Source organism: Rhodococcus sp. D-46, assembly GCF_011290655.1.
Lineage (GTDB): Bacteria > Actinomycetota > Actinomycetes > Mycobacteriales > Mycobacteriaceae > Rhodococcus_F > Rhodococcus_F qingshengii.
In genome coordinates, this window is the sequence record NZ_JAANTF010000006.1 from 221,312 (window position 1) to 242,878 (window position 21,567).

A 21,567-nucleotide genomic window follows, 5' to 3' on the forward strand; every position below is an offset into this window, starting at 1 on the left:
AATGGAAATCAGCACCCCCGGCCACGAGCCGCGCCCCGTCCGTGCTCCCCGCGGCCCCGAGCTCACGACGCTCGGTTGGCAGCAGGAGGGTGCCCTGCGCATGCTCATGAACAACCTCGACCCCGATGTTGCCGAGCACCCGGACAGCCTCGTCGTCTACGGCGGAACCGGTCGCGCAGCGCGTAGTTGGGCTGCCTTCGACGCCATGGTCGCCACGCTGAAGACGCTGAAGAACGACGAGACCATGCTGGTGCAGTCCGGCAAGCCGGTCGGTGTCTTCCGCACCAACGAGTGGGCACCGCGAGTGCTGATCGCCAACTCCAACCTGGTCGGTGACTGGGCGAACTGGGAAGAGTTCCGCCGTCTCGAAGACCTCGGCCTGACCATGTACGGCCAGATGACCGCAGGCTCCTGGATTTACATCGGCACCCAGGGAATCCTGCAGGGTACGTACGAGACCTTCGGCGCCATCGCGAAGAAGCGCTACAACGGCTCACTCGCCGGAACGATCACCCTCACTGCGGGTCTCGGCGGCATGGGCGGCGCTCAGCCTCTCGCCGTCACTATGAACGACGGCGTCGCGATCTGCGTCGACTGCGACATCACCCGCATCGACCGTCGTATCGCCCACAAGTACCTCGACACCAAGGCAGACAGCATCGAGCACGCGCTCGAACTGGCGACCGCGGCACGCGATGCCAAGAAGCCGCTCTCCATCGGCCTCGAAGGCAATGCGGCAGAGATCTTCCCGGCGCTGCTGGAGATGAAGGCCCCCATCGACATCGTGACCGACCAGACCTCGGCGCACGATCCCCTCGCCTACCTGCCGATCGGCATCGACTTCGGCGACATGAGGACCATGTCGGAGAAGGATCCGCAGAAGTTCACCGAAGATTCCCGCAACGCGATGGCCGCACACGTCAAGGCCATGGTCGGATTCATGGACGCCGGCGCCGAGGTATTCGACTACGGCAACTCCATCCGCGACGAGGCCCGCAAGGCCGGCTACGACCGTGCATTCGACTTCCCCGGATTCGTTCCCGCCTACATCCGTCCGCTCTTCGAAGAAGGCCTCGGCCCCTTCCGCTGGGCGGCGCTCTCGGGTGATCCCAAGGACATCGAGGCCACCGACAAGGCCATCCTCGAACTCTTCCCCGAGAACGAGCACCTGCGCCGCTGGATCACCATGGCCGGCGAAAAGGTTGCCTTCGAAGGCCTTCCGGCTCGCATCTGCTGGCTCGGATACGGTGAGCGCCACCTCGCCGGCCTCAAGTTCAACGAGATGGTGGCCTCGGGCGAGCTCTCCGCACCGATCGCCATCGGCCGCGATCACCTCGACTCCGGATCGGTCGCCTCGCCGTACCGCGAAACCGAATCGATGATCGACGGGTCCGACGCGATCGCCGACTGGCCGCTGCTCAACGCCCTGGTCAACACCGCTTCCGGCGCTTCGTGGGTTTCACTCCACCAAGGCGGCGGCGTCGGTATGGGACGCTCCATCCACGCGGGACAGGTGTGCATCGCCGACGGCACCGAACTCGCAGCCAAGAAGCTCGAAGCAGTTCTCACCAACGATCCCGGGATGGGCGTCATCCGGCATGCGGATGCAGGATACGACCACGCCATCGACACGGCAGCCACGCGCGGCGTCCGAATCCCGATGACCGAGAACTGAAACAGCCCCACCACCTCACCCTGAGTTAGGAATTACATTGACCACGAATGGTTCTCGAACCACAGTTCTGACCAACATCGGAACCCTCGTCACCAATGACCCGACTCTGGGTGAGGGCAAGCTCGGCGTACGACACGACGCGGCAATCGTTTTCGACGAGGGCGTTGTTGCTTGGGTCGGTGATTCCGCCGACGCCCCGGCTGCCGATATCGGTCAGGATATCGGCGGTCGGGCCCTGCTCCCCGGATTCGTGGAGAGTCACTCGCACCTGGTGTTCGGTGGCGAGCGGGCTGAGGAATTCGCAGCTCGCATGGCGGGCGAGAAGTACGCGGCGGGCGGTATTCGCAACACCATCGAAGCGACGCGCTCGGCCACCGACGAACAATTGCAGGCCAATGTTCGACGCCTACTCGACGAATCCCTGCGCTCCGGCAGCACAACCGTCGAATGCAAGACCGGATACGGGCAGAACACCGAGAGCGAACTACGCAGCGCACTGATCGCCGGACAGTTCACCGACGAGGTCACACTGCTGGCCGCCCACGTTCCACCACCCGAATATGCCGGTCGCGTCGATGACTACGTCGCCATGGCGTGCGACGAGATGATCCCTGCCTGTGCGCCACACGCGAAGTGGATCGATGTCTTCTGCGAGCGAGGCGCGTTCAACCGCGAACAGGCACATGCAGTCCTGAGCGCAGGCGTCGCCGCTGGACTGATCCCCCGCGTCCACGGCAATCAACTCGGCGAAGGGCCAGGAGTTCAACTCGCCGTCGAGATGGGAGCCGCATCCGTCGATCACGTCACCTACGTCACCGCCGAGGACATCGACGCCCTGGCTCAGAGTTCCACCGTCGCAACACTGTTGCCAGGTGCCGACTTCTCCACCCGCAACAAGTACCCCGACGCCCGCGCACTGCTGGACGCCGGCGTCACCGTAGCTCTCGGCGCCGACTGCAATCCCGGCACCTGCTACACCACCAGCCTCCCGTTCTGCATAGCAATTGCGGTGCGAGACATGCACATGACACCCGCCGAGGCAGTCTGGGCAGCCACTGCAGGAGGCGCCCGGGCGCTGCAGCGCACCGACGTCGGAACCCTTTCTCTCGGAACACGTGCCGACGCCATCGCGCTCGATGCACCGTCGTACCTCCACCTCGCCTACCGCCCGGGCGTCCCTCTGGTGCGCGAGGTCTGGAAAAACGGCGCACTCGCCACAAGCTACTGAAATACACTCACCGGGAGGCCGTCGTGGCACATCAGATCGCAGTCGACATCGAACCCAAGCCGTGGACCGGGCGCTCCGACGGCACCACTGCCGAGCATCTGCGGTGGCATCATGCCGTGCAACCGTATTCAGCCGAAACAGCTCCCGGCGACTGTGTTCTGATCGGATTCTCCAGCGACGAAGGAGTCCGCCGCAACAAGGGCCGCCGCGGTGCCGCGGATGGCCCCGACGCTTTGCGAGCCGGGTTGGCTTCCATGGCGCTGGCCGAACCACTGCAGATTCAGGACGCCGGAACCGTTGCCGTGTCGGGTGAAGAACTCGAGGCCGGTCAAGCCGCACTCGGGAACGCCGTCAGCGCTGCGCTTGATTCGGGACACTTCCCCGTGGTTCTCGGGGGAGGACACGAAATCGCCTACGGCACGTATCTCGGCGTCGCGGGCTCCGAGTTGCGAACCGCTGGAGCCAAACTCGGAATCCTCAACTTGGATGCGCACTTCGACCTGCGGGGCGATCCGATACCCAGCTCCGGCACACCCTTTCGTCAGATCGCCGAGGACGAAGCCGCGGCAGGCACCTCGCATCAGTACAGCGTGATCGGAATCAGCCAACCGAGCAACACCACGGCACTGTTCGACACGGCTCACCGCCTCGGTGTTCGCTATCTGCTCGACGAAGAATGCGGAGCGATCGGCCGAGGCGTCGTGGATCAGTTCCTCGCAGACTTCCTCGACGACGTCGATCTGGTCTACCTGACCATCGACCTCGATGTCCTGCCTGCAGCTGTGGCGCCGGGCGTCAGCGCACCTGCGGCCTACGGTGTCAGCCTGGAAACCATCCAATACGTATGTGATCGAGTCACGTCCAGCGGAAAGCTCGCGGTTCTCGATGTCGCCGAACTGAACCCGAGCCTCGACGTCGACAATCGCACTGCCCGAACGGCTGCTCGTCTGATCCACCGGATAGTCACGAAGCACGTGCCGGTTCAGCGCTAGCCTCGGCGCGCCTCGAGCGCATCGAGGATGAGATCGAGACCGTAGGCGAACTCATTCGTGTGGTCGTAATCAGGACTCAGACCGTGATCGACGATCATCTCGTGAAGGAAGGGCAACTCTTCAGCCGGAAGGCGCTCGAGGATGTCACTCGCAACTTCTTCGACGTCGCCGGGTGCGCTCATCGGTAGATTCGCCTCCTGGAGAACATATCCGCCGATATAGCTGTCGATCAGCGAGGCTCCGTGCGCGGCCATCGGGAGTGTGAACCCGGCCTTCCGGAGGACTCCGAGCACAGCGTCGAGATGACGCAGGGTCGCCGAGCCAGGGCTGCGTCGCGAATCCAGCAGACCGAGAGCCCAACGGTGCTGCGACAGGACTCTGCGAGCGGAATAGGCGCGTCCACGGATTGCGTCTCGCCAATCCACACACTCACTGTCGGGCAGGTCGATCGCCTCGAAGACCGCATCGACGACGCCGTCGAGAATCGCATCTTTGTTGGGCACGTGGTGGTAGAGCGACATCGCCTCGATGCCCAGCTCCTGAGCCACCCGTCGCATCGTGACGGCCTCGACACCACCCGCGTCGGCAACGCGGATCGCACCCTCGATTACGCGAGTCCTGTTCAGCGACTGTCGCGGCTGCCGTGACACACAGACTCCCCTCCGAGGAACGAATACGTTGACAACCTTACATCCGTAAGTCACCCTTACAGGTGTAAGTCACCCTTACGCTCGTAAGGCGCTCGCGAAGGGAGATTGCAATGCCGATGCCGAGATGGTGGGGACATGTCAACAAGCGAGTGTTCAATCCTCGCGCGATCTCGAGCGGTAAATGGCCGGTACTGACTCACGTCGGACGCACATCCGGCACGACCTACCGGACGCCCCTCGACGCCTATCCGGTCGAGGGTGGCTACGTCTTCATTCTGGTGTACGGATCAGGCTCGGACTGGGTGCAGAACGTCTTGAGAGCGGGAAGCGCTCGACTGTCCGTCGACGAGACGGAGGTGAGCCTCGGCACCCCGCGCCTCGTCGCGAAAGGCGAAGCATTTCAAGCACTTTCCTCAGACGTGTCCGAGCCTCCGAGGCTGCTCCGCATCACCGAGTACCTTCGGATGGATCTGATTACGGCCTGAGGGTGCCCGTCACGCGAGGACCTCACGCACGGCGGACCTGACTTCGTCCATGCTGCAACCGGATTCGATCAGTTCAGTACCCGTATGCACCAGCGAGTTGATCAACTTGGCGGTGAGCTTCGGGTCCGACACGCCACGGAGACGGAGGGCCTCGACCAGAGGAAGCACAAGACTGTCGTGCATTTCCATGATCCGCGAATCTCGAAACGTTTGCGGGGTCAGCGTCGCCAGCGCTCCGACTATCGCATGCTCCCCGTCGGCAACCAGTTGGAGGTTTGCCTCGACGTACGCCCATACCGGATCGTCTGCGCCTGCCATCGCCTCGACGATCTTGTCGTTCCAGCGCGGGAACATGTCTTCGACGACGGCACTGAGGAGATCTTCCCGGGACCGGAAGTAGTGGTAGGCACTCGACCTGGCGAGCCCTGCCTTCGCTGCCACCTCACCGAGCCCCGGCGGCCGGTCCGGGGCCTCGGACAGAAGAGCGTGTGCAGCGTCGAGGAGGGCACGGCGCTGAGCAGCACGATGCTCGACCACAGTGGGCGCATCGATCCTCGGCACCGAATCTCCTCCAGTCCCCTCGCGGGCTTACTCGCTCTGACGCAACCGACCGTCAACCATTTCGAGGATGCGGTCGCAGTGCCCGAGCACGTCGTGATCGTGGGTCACCATGATCGTAGCGACGCCTGCCTCGTGAGTTTCGCGCGAGAGCAGTTCGACCACCTCATGGCTGCGTTTGCGGTCGAGAGCAGCCGTCGGCTCGTCGACGAGCAGTAGCGAGGGATTGCTCATCAATGCCCGAGCGATACCGACGCGCTGGCGTTCACCGCCGGAGAGTTGACCGGGTCGACGATCTGCACGGTGACTCATACCGACCGAGTCGAGCAACTCCTCGGGATCGCGACCCGGCCGCCCCGTGAGCTTGGGAATCAGCCGAAGCTGATCGCGCGCCGTCAGCGCTGGAATCAGGTTGCCGGACTGAAAGACGAAGCCGACCTTGTCTCGTCGAAGTTTGGCGAGAGCACGGGCCGGCATCGCCGACACGTCCACGCCGTCGATGACAATCGTTCCACTCGACGGCCGACCGAGTCCGCCGGCCACAGCGAGCAAGCTCGACTTTCCAGCGCCTGACGGTCCGACGATCGCGACAAGTTCGCCGCACGAGACCTCCAGGTTCACGTTGTCGAGGGCGAGCACGGTGGAGTCACCGTCACCGAATCGAAGACTGACAGCGGTCAATACCAATCCGGTTGTGGTCTTTTCGACTGTGGTCATCGGTTTTCTCCCAATGCGGTGAGCGGGTTGACACGGGTAACACGGACGATGGCAACGGCTGCGCCGACCAGCCCGAGTACCGCCAAGAGCACTGCGCCGTTGACGACTGGGCCGGACTCGAGGGCGAACGGCATCCCCCCGCCTTCGAGCCCCGAACCGAGCCCCAAGCCCAGCAACACACCGAGGCCGATGGAACCAAGCAGCACTACCAGTGCCTGCGCCATGCCGTCACGAAGCAGGAAGCCGGTAGAGGCTCCCATCGCGCGCAGCACTGCGAGTTCACGACCGCGCTGAACCGTCCAGATACTGAAGAATGCACCGACCACCAGGGCCGAAATCGCGTACAGAAACGCCTTGATCATCGACATAGTCATCATTTCCGCGGAGAACCCTGGTGAGGAGTCGAAAGATTCCTCGAGCGTCTTTGCGGACGTTCCCGCCGCCGCATCACCCGACACGAGATCCGGTAACGCGCCACCAATGCCCCGAATCGCAACAACACTTGCTTCGGAATAGGCACTGGCATTGGCGGTTTCGCCGATCTTGGCACCGGCGTGAACCTCCTGCCAAGTACGCAGGGGCAGGTAGGCGACGTCGACGTGACCGAAAGTGCGCTTGTCTTCGGTGAATCCGACAACTGTCAGCTCCGTACCGAGTCGATCGAGTATCACGGTGTCACCGATCGCAACACCGTCGTCACGGAAGGTAGAGCTGACGATGATTTCCGTGTCGGCTTGCAGCCCCCTCCCGTCGGCGGAGACGGGCTCGAGGAAGGAGCCAGGTTCGATGCCGAAGAGCGTGAGATCGACAGGCGTGCCACTGCGAGTTTTTGCATTGACGATCATGTTGCCGAAGAGCTCGGCGTCTTGGACATCGGGTTGCATACGCCATGCCTGCGCCTGCTCCTCGGTGACGACCGAGCGCGAAAACGCTGAGTCGGCTTTGGTGTCCGGTGCGAAGGCAAACGCCTGAATCGGCGTCCGCTGCAAAGCGGAGACACCGTCATTTACCAGTCCGGACGAGAGGCCGGACAGAATCACCATCAGGATCGAGATGAGGGCAACCACGGCACCCATCAAGAGGAATCGATTTCGCGCAAACCACAGTTCACGCAGGGCGAGGAACATTCGGGAAGCTCCAAAGTCGTCGATACGAGTCACGCCGACTTTTATCGACGCCTTGTCGAAATCATATCGACAAGGCGTCGAAAAACCATGTGAGGTGCGTTACTACTTCCCGTAGTAGACACTCGAGGCGCTGAGCGTCGTATCAGCCCCCGACGCCCACCGGTCGATCCCCGACAATCGAGATTCGATCCATCACACGACGAGCCGGGAAGTAGTCACTGGCCGCGTAGTGCTGGCAGGTCCGATTGTCCCAGAAGGCAACAGTATTCGGCTCCCACTTCAAACGGTCCTGAAATTCCGGACGATTGACGTGGCGATACAGCATCGTGAGAAGTTCGTTCGATTCTTCTTCTGACACACCCAAGATCCGTTGCGTGAAGGTCATGTTGACGAACAACACCCGCCTGCCACTTTCCGGAATGATCCGAACCACCGGATGCTGCACAGCGGGGAACTTCGGACGCAACATCTCGACCGCATCCACCGGCATCGACCTGCCGAACGAGTTGATCCAATCGTGTTCTGCAACAAGCGGGTCGATACGCTTCTTGATGTCTTCAGGAAGCAGATCGTAGCCAGCTGCAGTATCGGCCCACAAAGTGTCACCACCCACCTCCGGCACCTCGACCGCACGAAGAACTGCTGCGAACGAAGGAAACTCGTGCCACGTAACGTCGTTGTGCCAGTTGTTCTCGACTCCGCCGACCATCGCATCCTTCGCCAGTGTCGTGACATCGACGTCCGTCTGCCCGGGCTGCGTGTACTTGAAGAACGGATGCTGTTCGAGATCGCCCCAACGCTCGGCAAAAGCTCGATGTTCCGCTCGGTCGAGGTCCTGATCGCGGAAGAAGAGGACTTTCCATTCGAGGAGAGCTCGGCGGAGTTCCGCAATCACGGCATCAGACAGACCCCCACCGAGTCGAATACCGGAGATTTCCGCTCCGATCGTCGGCGCGACCGCCTTGACCGCAAAGTGTTCGTACGGTGCCGGAACTACCGACTCGGGATTCCGGTGAGCAACGAGTGGACCGTACGCAGCAAGCGGGTCGGTGGGGATCGGAAAGATTGTTGCCGCAGGAAAAAGGGTAGCCATCAGGGCACTTCCTCGAAATCGACGATGTCGTAAAGGACAAAAGTCAGATTAAGTTCACCGCCTTAAAGTGTCAACGGTCACGTTCTCCGGCGCGAATCTTGACCCTGACGCCGCGTCAAGGTTGGAGAATGGTTTTCACAGACGGAATCCGATTCGATCACGGGAGGGCAGGGCGATGATGACCATCGGCGAGCTGGCCAAATTGGCCGGCACCACCGTCAGATCCGTGCGCTACTACCACTCGAACGGCCTTCTCGAAGAACCACAACGCCAACCCAACGGCTACCGCATGTACCGGGCGGTGGACCTGGCACGACTGAGTCGCATCCGCCGCCTGCGCGATCTGGGGATTCCTGTTGCCAAGATCGCCGAACTACTCGACGGCGACGCTCACGACACTCGGTCCGCACTCGATGCCCTCGACAAGGAATTGGCGACGAAGGCCGAACAGATCGCTGTTCAGCGTGCGCACATCGAGTCGCTACGCCGCAATGCCGATCCTGAACTACCCGACGCGTTTTCGGAAGTGCTCGCACAGTACGTCGTTGCCGGTGCGCCGACAGCGTGGATCGACAACGAGCGTGAACTTCTGATCCTCGCACTCACGGTCTCCGGGGGCGATCCCGAGGTCTGCGATTCACTCCTGTCCGCCCATCGCCGGGTATTGGCCGAGCCGAACCGCGAGCAGGCCATCGAATTGATAACTCGTATGTATGCCCTCGCCGACGCACCGGCTGACGCGGACACGATTGCGGCCCTTGCCATTCAGTTCTGCGACTTCACCGAGCGCGTGCTACCCGAACAGGCTGCACCGGAGGACGCTTCCCCCACCCGGCTGGTAGCGGTACTGCGCGAACACCAAGCGGATCGACGAACCGTCACCCAGGAAAGATTCGCGAAGGCTGTGGCCGCGGAGTTCGCCGCCCGTCAATCCCGCCTCTGAAAAACCCTGATTAGCCCCCACATTCGAAGTGGGGTGACCAACACTGCCCGAAAATGGGCTCAACGCAAGGACACGACAATGACTGGATTCACCATGCCCAGATCACGCATGCCTCGATCACGAAGGTGGCTGGCTACCACAATCGCCGCTGCCGCACTCGCCGTACCTGCATTGGCGGCGTGCTCGGATCCTGCTACTCCGCAGGAAGATCCACAATCGAATCTCAGCGCGTTCTACGAACAGGATCTCGAGTGGGGGCCATGCGCCACAGACACCGGAACGTCGACCGCAAGTGAATGCGCCATGGTCACAGTACCTTTGGACTATTCCGCCCCCGACGGCAAGACGATCGAAGTGGCGATCTCGCGGGTCGCATCCACCGACCCCGCACAGCGACGCGGGATCCTGCTCACCAACCCCGGCGGCCCGGGCGGCCGAGGACTGGGATTGCCCGAGATTCTGAATGCGGGCATGACACCGGAAGTCGCAGCGGCATACGACGTCATCGGCACGGACACCCGAGGACTCGGCAAGAGCACACCGATCGACTGCGGCGTCGAACAGATGACATGGATGCGGTCGCCGGGCACCACGGACGAGGGATGGAACGAGAGTGTTGCGCTCGCACGCGAGGCCGCTGACACATGCTGGGACAAGTACCCGGACTATCTGCCGCACATCAATACTCAAAACATCGCCCGCGACCTCGACGTGATTCGTGGCGCCCTCGACCAGGAGAAGGCGTCGTACTTCGGGTGGTCGTACGGCACATACCTCGGTGCAACCTATGCTCAAATGTTCCCGGACAGGATCGACCGTGTGGTTCTCGACAGTGCACCGGATCCGAAGAAATACGGATACGAGATGTTCCAGGACATGGGCCCGGCCAACGAGAAAGCGATCGACGGATTCTCGCAGTGGGCAGCAGAACACAACTCCACCTATGCACTCGGATCGACGCCCGCCGAAGTTCGCGCCCTCATCGAGAAGCTGATCTCGGACGCGGCCACCACTCCGATACAGATCGGTGATCATGCCGTCGACGATCACGTCCTTCCATTCCTGATGTACGTCAACGGAACCGGCGACACCGAGAAGGAAAGTGAGGCATTCGCACAGGTATTGGTTCAGTTGCGCGATCTCGCCGCAGGCAAGACCGTCGAGAACATCCATCCCCAGCTGACGAGATTGATGCAGGCATGGTTCCAGACCGAACTGGGAACCGGTCCTGACTATGCCGGGACAATCGCCATCGTCTGCGGAGACGTATCGATGCCGAGCGATCCCCAGTGGTACCGCAACAAGTTGGAGGAGCACCGTGATGATCAGCCGATCTTTGCCGGCACACACAACACGATCATGCCGTGCGCGTTCTGGCGCAGTGAGGCCCCTACGCGGATCGACATCGACAACAACGTTCCGGCATTGCAGATCCAGGCAACCGGTGACACCCGCACGACGTACGACGAAGGCCTCGGCATGCATGAAGCGATGAAAGGCTCACGGCTCGTGACAGTTCCAGGCCGCACTCATGCGGTGTTCCCGGGCTACGCGAATACTTGCGCGAACGCCGCCGTCAACTCGTACCTGCTCGACGGCTCACTGCCGGCCGAAGACGTGGTGTGCGAGTCGTGACCTCAGCCCGTCAGCTCGCTCTTGATCTCGTTCTTGAGAACTTTGCCGACCTTGGAGCGAGGTAGATCGTCCCAGACGATGACTTGCTTCGGAGTCTTCACACTTCCGATGCGAGCCTTCACGAAAGCCATCACCTCGGCGCCGTCGATGTCGGCGCCGAGGTGCGGTTGCACCACTGCCACAACGCGTTCGCCCCACTTGTCGTCCGGCAACCCGATCACTCCGCAGTCCTGAATCCCCGGATACGCCATGAGTGCCTGCTCCACCTCGACCGAATAGACGTTGAAACCGCCGGTGATGATCATGTCCTTCGCACGGTCGACGATGAACAGGAAATTGTCCTCGTCCAGGTACCCGATATCGCCGGTGTGATGCCAGCCGTGGGCTGACGCTTCCGCGGTTGCGTCGGGGTTCTTGTAATAACCCGCCATCACCAACGAACTGCGAATCACCACCTCACCACGCTCGCCATGTCCGAGCAGCGCGCCTTTGTCGTCCATGATCCCCACTGTCACCAACGGCGACGGTCGACCCGCCGACGAAAGTCGTGACGTTGCGACAGTGCCGTCCGAGCCGAAGTGCTCCTTCGGTGACATCGTCGAGATCATCATGGGGGCTTCACTCTGCCCGAACAGCTGAGCCATGACCGGGCCGATCTTGTCGATCGCCTCCGCGAGTCTGGTCGGGGAGATCGGCGCCGCTCCGTACCAGAAGCATTGCAGCGAGCTGAGATCCGTGGCCGACAGGGCCTCGTGCTCGAGCAGCATGTAGATGAGCGTCGGCGGCAGGAAGGTGTGAGTCACCTTGTGCTTCTGAACGTTCGCGAGGAAGTACCCGAGATCGGGCTTCGGCATGATCACCACTTCGCCGCCGAGGGCCATGATCGGGAAGCACAGAACACCGGCGGCGTGAGTCAACGGTGCCAGCGCCAGATACACCGGGCACCCCTCGAACGGATAACTCATCAAAGTGATTGCGGTCATCGTCTCGATGTTGTGCCCGGTCAACATCACTCCCTTTGGCCGTCCAGTTGTACCACCGGTGCCGACCAGCATGGTGACGTCGTCGGGCGCCGCGACGTCGAGTTCGTCTTCCCCGAGCCAGCTTTCGAGAGATTGTGCCGATTCCGATTCGCCGTCGATGCAGACGAGCGTCACCAACTGGGGAAGCGCATCCTTGATCTGGTCGACTAGCGGCGCATAGGACTTCTGGAAGAACAGAGCGCGACAATCGAACAAATCCAACAGGTCTCGGTTTTCCGCAGCTTCGTTGCGAGGGTTGATCGGGCACCAGACTGCACCAGCCCTACTGATACCGAATACGCAGGAGAACGAGATCGGGTCGTTGCCGGACAGAATCGCGACCTTTTCGCCCGGCGCGATGCCCGAAGCCGCGAGCGAAGCTGCGAAGCGTCGGCTGAACTGTTGCACCTCGCCGTAGGAGAGAGTGCGCTCCCCCATCGTCAAACACGGTGCGGTGGAACCAAGAGAGGCTCCCTTGTCGAGATAGTCGGTCAAACGCATGGGGAGCCTCCAGGGCGGGGCTCCCGGCGCGCTACACGCCGGGAGCCGTGAACATGATGACGAGGGCGACGAGTTAGGCGTTAATGGTTACTTCCGGCTCCAGAGCCAGCCCGAAACTACGTAGCGCGCCGAGCAGTTCGCGATGGCCGAACGCCTGGCAAGCCGAGGCAAGCCCGGTCCGCTTCGGCGCCTGCTGGAGCAGAGAATGCGCTGCATAGGCGTGCAGGAGGCCCGTCTGCTTGTAGTTACAGTTTCCGTGGATCACGACGTGCGAGCGACCCAGCGGGCCCGACGCGTATACGGAGTCGAGTGAGGTGTTGATGCGCGGATTTTCACGAGGGGGCATACCGGCCTGAACCGATCCGGCGATCTCGGCCAAGGCGGCTTCCTGCTCGTCGGCGGGCAGGGTCTTGATCTGCTCCTCCACGATCTTCTGCGTCGCGACAACGCCTTCCATCACGGTGCGGTCGAACACTCCGCCCGCAGCCTTGACGTTGGAAACTCGCGGATCGTTCTTGAACCACACCGGGTGGCATGTTCCGCCCCACGGCAATGCAAGCGCAGTTTCGTGCTGGCCCGGAACGACGACGTCGAAAGTCTGGCCGGGCGCCCACTGCACGTACTTGTTCTGCTCGAGGTAGTACCAGTTTGCCTTGAGGATGGTGAAGATCGTCTGAGTGGACGCGTAGGTGGGAAATCCCTTCCACAGCACGAGGATGTCGAGCGTATCGAGGCCCGGTGTTTCCAGTGCGATATTGGCCGCGATCTCACCGGTGGTGTACATCTGCGCGATACCGGGCGAGAGGAGCAGGCCCTTCTCCTGGTACTTGTCGCTGAACTTCTCCTGGACGTCGAGTACCCAGTCCTGCTCACCGGTTGTGTCCATGTAGTGGCAACCGGCATTCAACGCGGCCTCGACGACGGTCCCGCCGAGCTTGATGAACGGCCCGACCATGTTGCTGACAACCTGTGCACCGGTGAACAATTCGGTGAGAGCCTCGACCGTGTGCTCGACCTCGACGACTTCGTGATCGACGGTGTCCAAACCGGGGATCTTGTCGAGGACCTCTTGGATGCGAGCGGCGTCGCGGCCGGCTGCGATGAACGGGATGTTGAACTCGCGCAGGTATTCACACACCAGACGGCCGGTGTACCCGGAGACGCCGTAAACGATGACGGGCTTCTTTTCGGACATGTTCGTGGAACCTTTCGAAGACGTGAGAAGGGTGTACGTACGAATGAAGGGCGAGTTACATGCCCATGCCACCGTCGACCGGTAGGCCGATTCCGGTGATGAATCGCGCGGCGTCGGAGGACAAGAACACAACGGCGTCAGCCATGTCGTTCACTTCACCGAGGCGGCCGAGCGGGGTGAGGCCGATGACGTCTCCGACTGCTGCTTCGGCGCTGGGCCAGAGACCGAGCTTCTCCATGTCCGCCGCGAGTCCGAGACCCATCTCCGTGGCGACAAGACCCGGGTAGATGCAGTTGACGCGGACTCCGTAGCCGAGCTTGCCCGACTCGGCGGCGGCAACTCTGGTGAAGCGATCGACCGCGGACTTGGTCGCGGAGTATCCACTGATCCCGGGAAACGGAATGGTTGCGGCCACTGAAGAGATGTTGATGACGGAACCGCCGGTTCCGGCTACGCCACCCGGACGCATGCTGCGCAGTCCGTGTTTGGTTCCGAGCGCTGTTCCGAGGATGTTGACCTCACACATACGGCGGATGTCGTTCGGATCGAGGTCGACCACCAGCGAGGAAATCTCGATGCCTGCGTTGTTGACGAGGATGTCGAAGCCGCCGAGAGTCTCCGCGGTGGCGGCGACTGCCTCTTCCCAGTTGGCGTCGTCGGTGACGTCCAGCTTTACGAAGCCGGTTTTGACTCCGCCCGAACCAACAGCCTCTGCGGTGGCACGACCCTCGTCTTCGAGAACGTCGCCGATCATCACTGACGCCCCCGCCTTCGCCAACGCCTCAGCCATTCCGGCTCCGAGCCCCTTGGCACCACCTGTGACCAGTGCTTTTCGTCCCTCGAGATCAAACACGCTCATTTTCGACTGCCTCCATGACTGAAACGACTCTCGCGATGCCACCGTTCACAGCGACGCTGCCAAGTGGTGTGAGTCACAGAGTATTCAACTTTGGACGAGTGTCAAGAGAAATCTTGACGACTGTCAAGATTTTGTTACACGCTCGTCAAAGACCAGGGGTTACACTGATTCGGACGCGGTGATCGTGCCGCTGTGGAAACCGCAGGGAACAGGACGTGCCATCGTGACCACGACAGTCGAGAAGCCTAGTGAGGCAGGGAAAAAGGCTGCACCTAGCTCACCGGGCCAGCAGTCCGACTCCGCGAAGCGGTCCGACTCCGCCAAGCGGTCCAACGCAGACAAGGTGTCGCGTCGCCAGGTCGACAAATTCTCCGAGCGACGTGATCAACTCGCCGAGGCCGCACTGCAAACCCTGGCCGAATTGGGCTACGCACGCACGAGCCTGCGCGAAATCGCCCAGAATTCGGAGTTCTCCCACGGCGTCCTGCACTACTACTTCAGCGACAAGGTCGATCTCATCACCCACTGCGTGCGCCACTACAAGGCACGCTGCGTCACCCGCTACGACGGCATCGTCGCCACCGCGAAGACACCGGAGGAACTGAAAACCGGTTTCGGCGCACTGCTCGCCGAGACCATGATCGAAGAACCCACGATGCACCGCCTCTGGTACGACCTGCGCGCGCAGTCGATGTTCGAGGAGTCGTTCCGAGCCGACGTCGCCGCGATCGACGAGAGTCTCGAAAACATGATCTGGCGCATTGTTTCTCGCTACGCCGAGCTTCTCGACGTAGAGGCATCGGTCACCTCGGCGGCGATGTACGCAATCTTCGACGGCCTGTTCCAGCAGAGCCTGCTGCGCCATCTGTCCGGCGATCAGACTGCCGCAAACTATCTTTCGGAGAGCGTCCAGCAGATGCTGCCTCTGGTAGTGCCCACTCCCTGATCAGCGAGCAGCGATGCCTTCCGCGACGTACCTGGCTCCGCGATCGAATTCTCCGACCACGTCGTAATCGGCGTCTTGCCGCCAGAAGCGGACCAACGCTCCGTACGTACCACCGATCATCTGTGCGAGAAAGAGCGGCGGGTAGTCCGATCTCACTTCGCCGGCTTCGATACCGGCAGTGACGATCCGCAGAAGTTCCACGTGGAACCGATGATCGTGGGCCGCCCCCGCTCCGGAGGAGGCGAAGTCGCGCTCGAGTTCTGCAGTCACCATGCGCAGATAGCGCGGGTGCATGATCGCTTGCTGCGCAAAGTCCTGAAAAATCCGGGAGATCCGATCAGAAGTCGGCATCGGCGATTCCATGAGCTGATCCACCAGTGCCGCAAGCTGATCGAGATGATCACTGTGCAACGCCTCGAGAACCGAGTCCTTGCCCTGGAAGTAATTGAAGAAGGTGGCTCGCGACACCTCGGCTCGCTCGGCGATGTCGTCGACGGTCGTGCTGGCGAAACCCTGCGCCGAGAACAGAATTCGAGCAGCCGAGAGCAACCTGTCGTTGGTGTCGCGCTTGTTCTGTTCTCGTTTGGAAATCACGTCGACCTGCCCTTCTCCGCCTCAGAACACAGTCTTCGCCACAGTCCGGAATGTGTCCAATGTCCGTCCCGTCAGGTGACGCACCTCCGCCTCCGATAGGTGGACTACAGTCCAATTATGTCGACTGTTTCCACCGAACGCCATGACCGCGTTCTCATCGTCAGGATCGAACGCGAAGAACGCCGTAACGCGATCAACCGTGAGACTGCCGAGGGAATCGAAGCCGCGCTGAATCTTCTCGACGACGACCCTGATCTGTGGGTCGGCATCATCACCGGAACCCCCAACATCTTTTGCGCCGGAACCGATATCCGAGAGCGGGCCGACCTTCGCATGCCTCGCGGCGGTGAGTACGGCGTCATTCGGCGCCGGCGGAACAAGCCCCTGATCGCTGCAGTCGAGGGCTATGCGCTTGGTGGCGGTTTCGAAATTGCACTGGCCTGCGATCTGATCGTCGCCTCTGCCACAGCGCAATTCGGCCTTCCCGAAACCAAACGCGGTCTGGTTGCGACGTCCGGCGCACTCTTTCGGGCTCCTCGCGCGCTTCCGATCAACGTCGCCCGTGAACTCTTGATCACCGGCCGCACACTCGATCCCGAACGGGCAAAGGACCTCGGCGTCGTCAATGCAGTCACTGCCCCTGGTAAGGCACTCGACGAGGCACTGGTGATGGCAGCGGAGATCTGCGAGTCCTCCCCCACCTCCGTGAGTCTGAGTCTGAAGGCCATCGAGGCTCTCTACGCCGACGCCGACGCCGACGGATGGAAGGTCACCGACGACGCCAAGGACGCAGTGTTGCGCTCTCCGGACATCGCCGAAGGACTCGACGCTTTCGCCAATCGTCGGACACCCCGGTGGAGCGGACTGCCGCCCGCATGACAGACCACAATCCGAGACAGATTTCCTATACGTCTGGTCGGAAAGGGTATGAACCGGTTACAGTCTCTCCTGTGACGGGAATCGGCGCATACGAGACGGGCACGCTGCTGACGCGGCGGCGCCATGTCGACTTTGCGCATGTCTGTACATCCGGGTGTCCGATCTACTGATCGGACCTACGACGTGAGCGCCGCTCACGTCGATACTCGTATGTACACCCAGATCAGGGGACATTTCTGTCATGACCACCGCCTCCATCTCACACCTGAGTTCGGTCGTAGCAGCCAACGCCGACGCCATCGACAAAGACGCCAGCAAAGCGCACGTCGTATTCAAGGCTTCCGCCCAGGCGCACGACGCCGTTGCCAGCACCATTTCTCTCGGTAAGTACAGCGTCGAGGTCGACGAGCCGCCGGCCCTCGGCGGCGAGAACACCGCAGCCAATCCTGTCGAGTACTACCTTGCTTCCCTGCTCTCCTGCCAGGTGGTCACCTACCGCGTCTGGGCGGACAAACTCGGTATCGCTCTCGACGACATCTCGGCCAGAGCCGAAGGTGACCTCGACGTTCGTGGATTCTTCGGCTTCGACGACGCCGTCCGTCCGGGATTCTCCGAGGTCCGCGTGGTCGTCACCCTGACCGGCCCCGAAACCCGCGAGCGCTACCTGGAACTGCAGGAAACGGTCGACGCACACTGCCCCGTACTCGATCTCACCCGCAATCCCGTCCCAGTGCATACAGTCGTCGAAACCGCCTGACCCGCACCAACCCACCTTCACCACGGAGTATGAATTCATGAGCGAGAACACCCCCGTCGATACCGATCCGACCGCCGATTGGTCGTTCGAAACCAAGCAGGTCCACGCCGGACAGGGCCCGGACAGCGCCACCAACGCTCGGGCGCTTCCGATCTACCAGACCACCAGCTACGTCTTCGACAACACCGACCATGCGGCGGCGCTCTTCGGCCTCGCCGAGCCGGGCAACATCTACACCCGCATCATGAACCCGACGCAGGACGCCGTCGAGCAGCGCATCGCCGCCCTCGAAGGCGGAGTCGCGGCTCTGCTGGTTGCGTCCGGTCAGGCCGCCGAATCCTTCGCGATCCTCAACCTCGCCGAGGCCGGGGACCACATCGTCTCAAGCCCTCGCCTGTACGGCGGCACGTACAACCTCTTCCACTACACGCTGCCCAAGCTCGGTATCACCGTCGACTTCGTCGAGGACCCGGACAACCTCGATCACTGGCGTGAGGCAATCCGTCCGAACACCAAGGCGTTCTACGGCGAAACCATCTCCAACCCCAAGAACGACGTGTTCGACATCCCCGGCATCAGCGCAGTCGCCCATGAGCACGGCATCCCGCTGATCGTGGACAACACGGTCGCAACTCCGTACCTCATTCAGCCGCTGAAGCACGGCGCCGACATCGTCGTCCACTCCGCCACCAAATACCTTGGCGGACACGGCACCGCGATCGCCGGCGTCATCGTCGACGGTGGCACCTTCGACTGGACCCAGGGACGCCACACCAACTTCACGACCCCCGACCCCAGCTACCACGGCGTCACCTTTGCCGATCTCGGTGCACCCGCCTACGCCCTCAAGGCACGCGTTCAGCTTCTGCGCGACCTCGGCTCGGCCATCGCACCGTTCAACGCCTTCCTCATCTCGCAGGGTATCGAGACACTGAGCCTGCGCATCGAGCGCCACGTGTCCAACGCCCAGAAGGTCGCGGAATTCCTCGAGGGCCGCGCCGAGGTCACGTCGGTCGCGTACGCCGGACTGGAATCCTCGCCCTGGCACGAGCGCGGAAAGCAGCTGGCGCCCAAGGGAACCGGCGCCATCGTCGCGTTCGAGCTCGCCGGTGGAGTCGACGCAGGCAAGAAGTTCGTCAACGCTCTGACGTTGCACAGCCACGTCGCCAACATCGGTGACGTTCGCTCACTCGTCATCCACCCCGCGTCGACGACGCACTCGCAGCTCACCCCCGAGGAGCAGCTCGCTTCGGGCGTCACGCCGGGGCTCGTCCGCCTCGCGGTCGGCATCGAAGGGATCGACGACATTCTCGCCGACCTCGAAACCGGTTTGGCCGCAGCAGCTTCCTGATCTATCGCACGAAAAAGCTCGGCCCCGATATGCATTGGGACCGAGCTTTTTCGTTGCGTAAGAGCTAGCTCTTGGGAGTGAACGCGGCCAGCGGTTCACTCTCGGACCAGTCATGGCCCCAGTAGCTGTCGGCCGTGATTTCCTCAGCGGTGTAGAAGGCTTCGTCGACAAGCATGCCTTCGCAACCGAACTCCAGATCCCATCCACCCGGTGCGCGCACGTAGAACGACACCATCTTGTCGTTCGTGTGGCGACCCAACGTCGAGGAGATCGAGAAGCCGAGCTTGGCAACACGATCGAGAGCCTGACCGACGGCGTCGAGAGTCTCGGCTTCCATCATCAGGTGCACGAGACCGGGCTCGTCAACCGGCGGCGCCGGGCACAACGCCAGGCTGTGGTGGCGCTGGTTGACACCCATGAAGCGAACGCGGCGAGCCGGCGGCGGCGCATCGATACCGCCGAGACGGATGGAACCGCGCGGGAGGAATCCGAGCACCTCGGTGTAGAAGGTGTATGCCTCGTCGAAACGCGTAACCGGAAGCACCACATGGCCGAGGCCCTGATCGCCGGTGACGAAACGGCCGCCGTGCGGGGTGACCAACGGGCTGTGGTCGAGTACCGGTCCGAAGAAGACCTCGACTCGGTTGCCGTTGGGATCGCCGAATGCGATGACCTGCTCGGCATCGCGGTAGCTGGCGTCGACCTCGGAAAGAACCTCGACCTCGACTCCGGCCTTCTCCACTGCTTCACGAACACGCTGGAGCGCGAACTGATCTCGCACTTCCCAGCCCACTGCGAGAGCCTTGTCCGTCTCACCGGGCAGGACGATCAGTCGCGCACGACGCTCGTCCAGGCGCAAGTAGAGGCCGTCGGCTTCCGGGCCACTACCGACCGCGAGGCCGAGTCCGTCGACCACGAGCTCGCGCCAGCGAGCCACGTCCTGCGTTTGGATCCTGAGATACCCCAGGCCCCGAATTTCAGTCATGCCTAACCGTCCTTGCTTCGAAAGTATTTGTGGGACTAGATCATCGAGCGGTGGATACCCTGCGGTTCGCCGCCGAGCTGCGAGAGCGTCGACGCATGGAAGATGGAACCGGGTACATGGATCGCGTGCGCCAAACCGGCATGAGCGTCACGCCAGAACCGCTGCATCGGCGTGCTCAACTGCAAAGCCCCACCACCGGAACGAGCAAAGATCTCGTCCACCGCCCGCACCGCCCGCCACGCCGCAGCAGTCTGCGTACGGCGACCGATCGCACGAAGCTCGAACGAAACTTCCTGCCCCTTCTCCGTCATGTCCCAGAAACGATCCACCGTCTCCAAGATCGCAGCCCGAGAAGCAGCGATCTCGGCCGCCGCCTCACCGATCGCGAACAGCACGTACGGATCTTCCTTGATCGGAACACCACTGACCGTCACACGCTCACGCTGCGCCGCCATGTTGCACGCCAACGCACCCTCGGCGATACCGATCAACGACGAAGTGATCCCCAACGGGAAAATGCACGAGAACGGGAACTTGTACAACGTCTCCGTACGACCCGCTTCCTTCCACGCCGTCCCGTCGTACACCTTTCCGGCGTCGATCGTGCGGTAGGTGGGCAGGAACGCGTCCTTGACGATCAGGTCCTTCGACCCGGTTCCGCGCAGGCCCACGACATTCCAGCTGTCCTGGTCGATGTCGTAATCCGAACGCGGCAACAGCACGTGCAGGTGCTTCGGCGGCATCAACGGCTTACCGGACTCGTCACCGACCATCGCGCCGATCATGATCCAGTCACAATGATCGGTACCCGAGGAGAACGACCAACGACCGTTGAGGATGTACCCACCCTCGACCGGCCTCGCCACACCCATCGGCGCATACGGCGACGCCATCCACGTATCAGGATCGGTTCCCCACACCTCTTCCTGAGCCTTGCGGTCGAAGAACGCAAGCTCCCACGGATGCACACCGACGATGCCGCTGACCCAGCCCGTGGCACCGTCCATCGCGCCGATAGCCATTGCCGTCTCGGCGAATTCACGCGGATGCGCCTCGAGGCCTCCGAACTCCTTCGGCTGGAACATCCGGATGACGCCGGAGTCGCGCAAGCGCTTCGCGCTGCCGTCCGTCAAGCGCATCAGCTTGTCGCCCTCGACTCCGTCAGCGCGGATCTCGTCGGCGAACTGTGAGATGTTGTCCAGAACCTGACCCATGATTTTTCCGGCTTTCTGGTTTCGCTACCCGGCGAGTGCCTGGGCAGAATGAAAATCTGTTGGTGAAACGGTGGCAGGTAGCCCACCGAAGTGCAGAAACGCTTCCCGGTGAGTGGGAGCACCCCTGTGCGCCTTTTTGGTAGTGGGGGCTACCAAAAAGG

General features: G+C 62.1%; 21 protein-coding genes. 10 read left to right on the plus strand and 11 right to left on the minus strand.

What is annotated here, in order from left to right; translation table 11 throughout:
- Position 1: 1 nt before the first annotated feature.
- Genes hutU through hutG form a run of 3 tightly spaced genes read left to right on the plus strand, consistent with a single transcriptional unit; the run spans position 2 to position 3,895 of the window.
- Positions 2-1,675 (plus strand): urocanate hydratase, encoded by a 1,674-nt coding sequence (hutU, locus tag G9U53_RS16770; protein WP_165638937.1) that lies wholly within the window; start codon positions 2-4, stop codon positions 1,673-1,675.
- Between the two features lie 37 nt (positions 1,676-1,712).
- Positions 1,713-2,903 carry an imidazolonepropionase gene (gene hutI, locus G9U53_RS16775; protein ID WP_064074272.1) on the plus strand — a complete coding sequence of 397 codons (1,191 nt, stop codon included), beginning with the start codon at positions 1,713-1,715 and terminating at the stop codon, positions 2,901-2,903.
- A gap of 23 nt (positions 2,904-2,926) precedes the next feature.
- Positions 2,927-3,895, plus strand: coding sequence for a formimidoylglutamase (gene hutG, locus G9U53_RS16780; RefSeq protein WP_042926100.1), 969 nt, complete (start codon positions 2,927-2,929; stop codon positions 3,893-3,895).
- Here hutG and G9U53_RS16785 read toward each other — a convergent pair.
- Positions 3,892-4,545 (minus strand): TetR/AcrR family transcriptional regulator, encoded by a 654-nt coding sequence (locus G9U53_RS16785; protein WP_083056657.1) that lies wholly within the window; start codon positions 4,543-4,545, stop codon positions 3,892-3,894. The genes hutG and G9U53_RS16785 overlap by 4 nt on opposite strands.
- A gap of 110 nt (positions 4,546-4,655) precedes the next feature.
- On the opposite strand from G9U53_RS16785, the gene G9U53_RS16790 reads away from it, so the two are divergent.
- Entirely contained in the window at positions 4,656-5,030 is a 375-nt protein-coding gene (locus G9U53_RS16790) for a hypothetical protein (protein ID WP_064687737.1), read from the plus strand.
- Between the two features lie 9 nt (positions 5,031-5,039).
- Here the strand turns inward: G9U53_RS16790 and G9U53_RS16795 are convergent, their stop codons facing one another.
- The 4 genes from G9U53_RS16795 to G9U53_RS16810 all read right to left on the minus strand — a co-directional run bounded on the left by G9U53_RS16795 (position 5,040) and on the right by G9U53_RS16810 (position 8,525).
- The gene (locus tag G9U53_RS16795; protein ID WP_007732757.1) at positions 5,040-5,591 is read right to left on the minus strand and encodes a TetR/AcrR family transcriptional regulator; all 552 of its coding nucleotides are present in this window, start codon (positions 5,589-5,591) and stop codon (positions 5,040-5,042) included.
- Between the two features lie 27 nt (positions 5,592-5,618).
- Positions 5,619-6,305: an ABC transporter ATP-binding protein gene (locus tag G9U53_RS16800; RefSeq protein ID WP_003939803.1), complete on the minus strand. Its 687-nt coding sequence runs from the start codon at positions 6,303-6,305 to the stop codon at positions 5,619-5,621.
- Positions 6,302-7,432, minus strand: a complete 1,131-nt coding sequence (locus tag G9U53_RS16805; protein ID WP_064074323.1) for an ABC transporter permease — start codon at positions 7,430-7,432, stop codon at positions 6,302-6,304. The genes G9U53_RS16800 and G9U53_RS16805 overlap by 4 nt, the downstream gene beginning before the upstream one ends.
- Positions 7,433-7,574: 142 nt before the next feature.
- Positions 7,575-8,525, minus strand: a complete 951-nt coding sequence (locus tag G9U53_RS16810) for a TauD/TfdA family dioxygenase (RefSeq protein ID WP_165638938.1) — start codon at positions 8,523-8,525, stop codon at positions 7,575-7,577.
- A gap of 175 nt (positions 8,526-8,700) precedes the next feature.
- Between G9U53_RS16810 and G9U53_RS16815 the strand changes: the two genes are divergently transcribed.
- Together G9U53_RS16815 and G9U53_RS16820 are read left to right on the plus strand one after the other, a co-directional pair.
- Complete coding sequence (locus G9U53_RS16815; RefSeq protein WP_064074269.1) at positions 8,701-9,468, plus strand: MerR family transcriptional regulator; 768 nt, start codon at positions 8,701-8,703, stop codon at positions 9,466-9,468.
- Between the two features lie 78 nt (positions 9,469-9,546).
- Positions 9,547-11,103, plus strand: coding sequence for an alpha/beta fold hydrolase (locus G9U53_RS16820; RefSeq protein ID WP_083057061.1), 1,557 nt, complete (start codon positions 9,547-9,549; stop codon positions 11,101-11,103).
- Positions 11,104-11,105: 2 nt separating this feature from the next.
- Here G9U53_RS16820 and G9U53_RS16825 read toward each other — a convergent pair whose 3' ends face one another.
- From G9U53_RS16825 to G9U53_RS16835, 3 genes are all read right to left on the minus strand, one after another.
- A complete protein-coding gene (locus G9U53_RS16825; protein ID WP_165638939.1) occupies positions 11,106-12,626 on the minus strand; it encodes an AMP-binding protein in 1,521 nt (506 codons plus the stop codon).
- 73 nt (positions 12,627-12,699) lie between these two features.
- Positions 12,700-13,821, minus strand: coding sequence for a DUF5938 domain-containing protein (locus G9U53_RS16830; protein ID WP_003940189.1), 1,122 nt, complete (start codon positions 13,819-13,821; stop codon positions 12,700-12,702).
- Positions 13,822-13,876: 55 nt separating this feature from the next.
- Positions 13,877-14,680 carry an SDR family oxidoreductase gene (locus G9U53_RS16835; RefSeq protein ID WP_007732778.1) on the minus strand — a complete coding sequence of 268 codons (804 nt, stop codon included), beginning with the start codon at positions 14,678-14,680 and terminating at the stop codon, positions 13,877-13,879.
- 343 nt (positions 14,681-15,023) lie between these two features.
- Between G9U53_RS16835 and G9U53_RS16840 the strand changes: the two genes are divergently transcribed.
- Positions 15,024-15,626 carry a TetR/AcrR family transcriptional regulator gene (locus tag G9U53_RS16840; protein ID WP_042448650.1) on the plus strand — a complete coding sequence of 201 codons (603 nt, stop codon included), beginning with the start codon at positions 15,024-15,026 and terminating at the stop codon, positions 15,624-15,626.
- On the opposite strand, the gene G9U53_RS16845 is transcribed toward G9U53_RS16840, so the two are convergent.
- Entirely contained in the window at positions 15,627-16,220 is a 594-nt protein-coding gene (locus tag G9U53_RS16845) for a TetR/AcrR family transcriptional regulator (protein ID WP_003940428.1), read from the minus strand. It abuts the gene before it with no gap.
- A gap of 117 nt (positions 16,221-16,337) precedes the next feature.
- Between G9U53_RS16845 and G9U53_RS16850 the strand changes: the two genes are divergently transcribed.
- From G9U53_RS16850 to G9U53_RS16860, 3 genes are all read left to right on the plus strand, one after another.
- On the plus strand, positions 16,338-17,099 hold the full coding sequence (locus G9U53_RS16850; RefSeq protein WP_030536952.1) for an enoyl-CoA hydratase-related protein: 762 nt from the start codon (positions 16,338-16,340) through the stop codon (positions 17,097-17,099).
- A gap of 241 nt (positions 17,100-17,340) precedes the next feature.
- Entirely contained in the window at positions 17,341-17,856 is a 516-nt protein-coding gene (locus tag G9U53_RS16855) for an OsmC family protein (RefSeq protein WP_007732784.1), read from the plus strand.
- Between the two features lie 37 nt (positions 17,857-17,893).
- Positions 17,894-19,207, plus strand: a complete 1,314-nt coding sequence (locus G9U53_RS16860; RefSeq protein ID WP_003939848.1) for a bifunctional o-acetylhomoserine/o-acetylserine sulfhydrylase — start codon at positions 17,894-17,896, stop codon at positions 19,205-19,207.
- Between the two features lie 64 nt (positions 19,208-19,271).
- Here G9U53_RS16860 and bphC read toward each other — a convergent pair whose 3' ends face one another.
- The gene (bphC, locus tag G9U53_RS16865) at positions 19,272-20,192 is read right to left on the minus strand and encodes a biphenyl-2,3-diol 1,2-dioxygenase (protein ID WP_042924009.1); all 921 of its coding nucleotides are present in this window, start codon (positions 20,190-20,192) and stop codon (positions 19,272-19,274) included.
- 35 nt (positions 20,193-20,227) lie between these two features.
- The gene (locus G9U53_RS16870) at positions 20,228-21,406 is read right to left on the minus strand and encodes an acyl-CoA dehydrogenase family protein (protein ID WP_125052032.1); all 1,179 of its coding nucleotides are present in this window, start codon (positions 21,404-21,406) and stop codon (positions 20,228-20,230) included.
- Positions 21,407-21,567: the final 161 nt, after the last annotated feature.

What these genes read in the sequence shown, in the direction of transcription:
- hutU (WP_165638937.1), top strand. Translation starts at nt 2, where the DNA reads ATGGAAATCAGCACCCCCGGCCACGAGCCGCGCCCCGTCCGTGCTCCC.
- G9U53_RS16790 (WP_064687737.1), top strand. Translation starts at nt 4,656, where the DNA reads ATGCCGATGCCGAGATGGTGGGGACATGTCAACAAGCGAGTGTTCAAT.
- G9U53_RS16800 (WP_003939803.1), bottom strand. Translation starts at nt 6,305, where the DNA reads ATGACCACAGTCGAAAAGACCACAACCGGATTGGTATTGACCGCTGTC.
- G9U53_RS16805 (WP_064074323.1), bottom strand. Translation starts at nt 7,432, where the DNA reads ATGTTCCTCGCCCTGCGTGAACTGTGGTTTGCGCGAAATCGATTCCTC.
- G9U53_RS16810 (WP_165638938.1), bottom strand. Translation starts at nt 8,525, where the DNA reads ATGGCTACCCTTTTTCCTGCGGCAACAATCTTTCCGATCCCCACCGAC.
- G9U53_RS16815 (WP_064074269.1), top strand. Translation starts at nt 8,701, where the DNA reads ATGATGACCATCGGCGAGCTGGCCAAATTGGCCGGCACCACCGTCAGA.
- G9U53_RS16820 (WP_083057061.1), top strand. Translation starts at nt 9,547, where the DNA reads ATGACTGGATTCACCATGCCCAGATCACGCATGCCTCGATCACGAAGG.
- G9U53_RS16825 (WP_165638939.1), bottom strand. Translation starts at nt 12,626, where the DNA reads ATGCGTTTGACCGACTATCTCGACAAGGGAGCCTCTCTTGGTTCCACC.
- G9U53_RS16830 (WP_003940189.1), bottom strand. Translation starts at nt 13,821, where the DNA reads ATGTCCGAAAAGAAGCCCGTCATCGTTTACGGCGTCTCCGGGTACACC.
- G9U53_RS16835 (WP_007732778.1), bottom strand. Translation starts at nt 14,680, where the DNA reads ATGAGCGTGTTTGATCTCGAGGGACGAAAAGCACTGGTCACAGGTGGT.
- G9U53_RS16850 (WP_030536952.1), top strand. Translation starts at nt 16,338, where the DNA reads ATGTCGACTGTTTCCACCGAACGCCATGACCGCGTTCTCATCGTCAGG.
- G9U53_RS16855 (WP_007732784.1), top strand. Translation starts at nt 17,341, where the DNA reads ATGACCACCGCCTCCATCTCACACCTGAGTTCGGTCGTAGCAGCCAAC.
- G9U53_RS16860 (WP_003939848.1), top strand. Translation starts at nt 17,894, where the DNA reads ATGAGCGAGAACACCCCCGTCGATACCGATCCGACCGCCGATTGGTCG.
- bphC (WP_042924009.1), bottom strand. Translation starts at nt 20,192, where the DNA reads ATGACTGAAATTCGGGGCCTGGGGTATCTCAGGATCCAAACGCAGGAC.
- G9U53_RS16870 (WP_125052032.1), bottom strand. Translation starts at nt 21,406, where the DNA reads ATGGGTCAGGTTCTGGACAACATCTCACAGTTCGCCGACGAGATCCGC.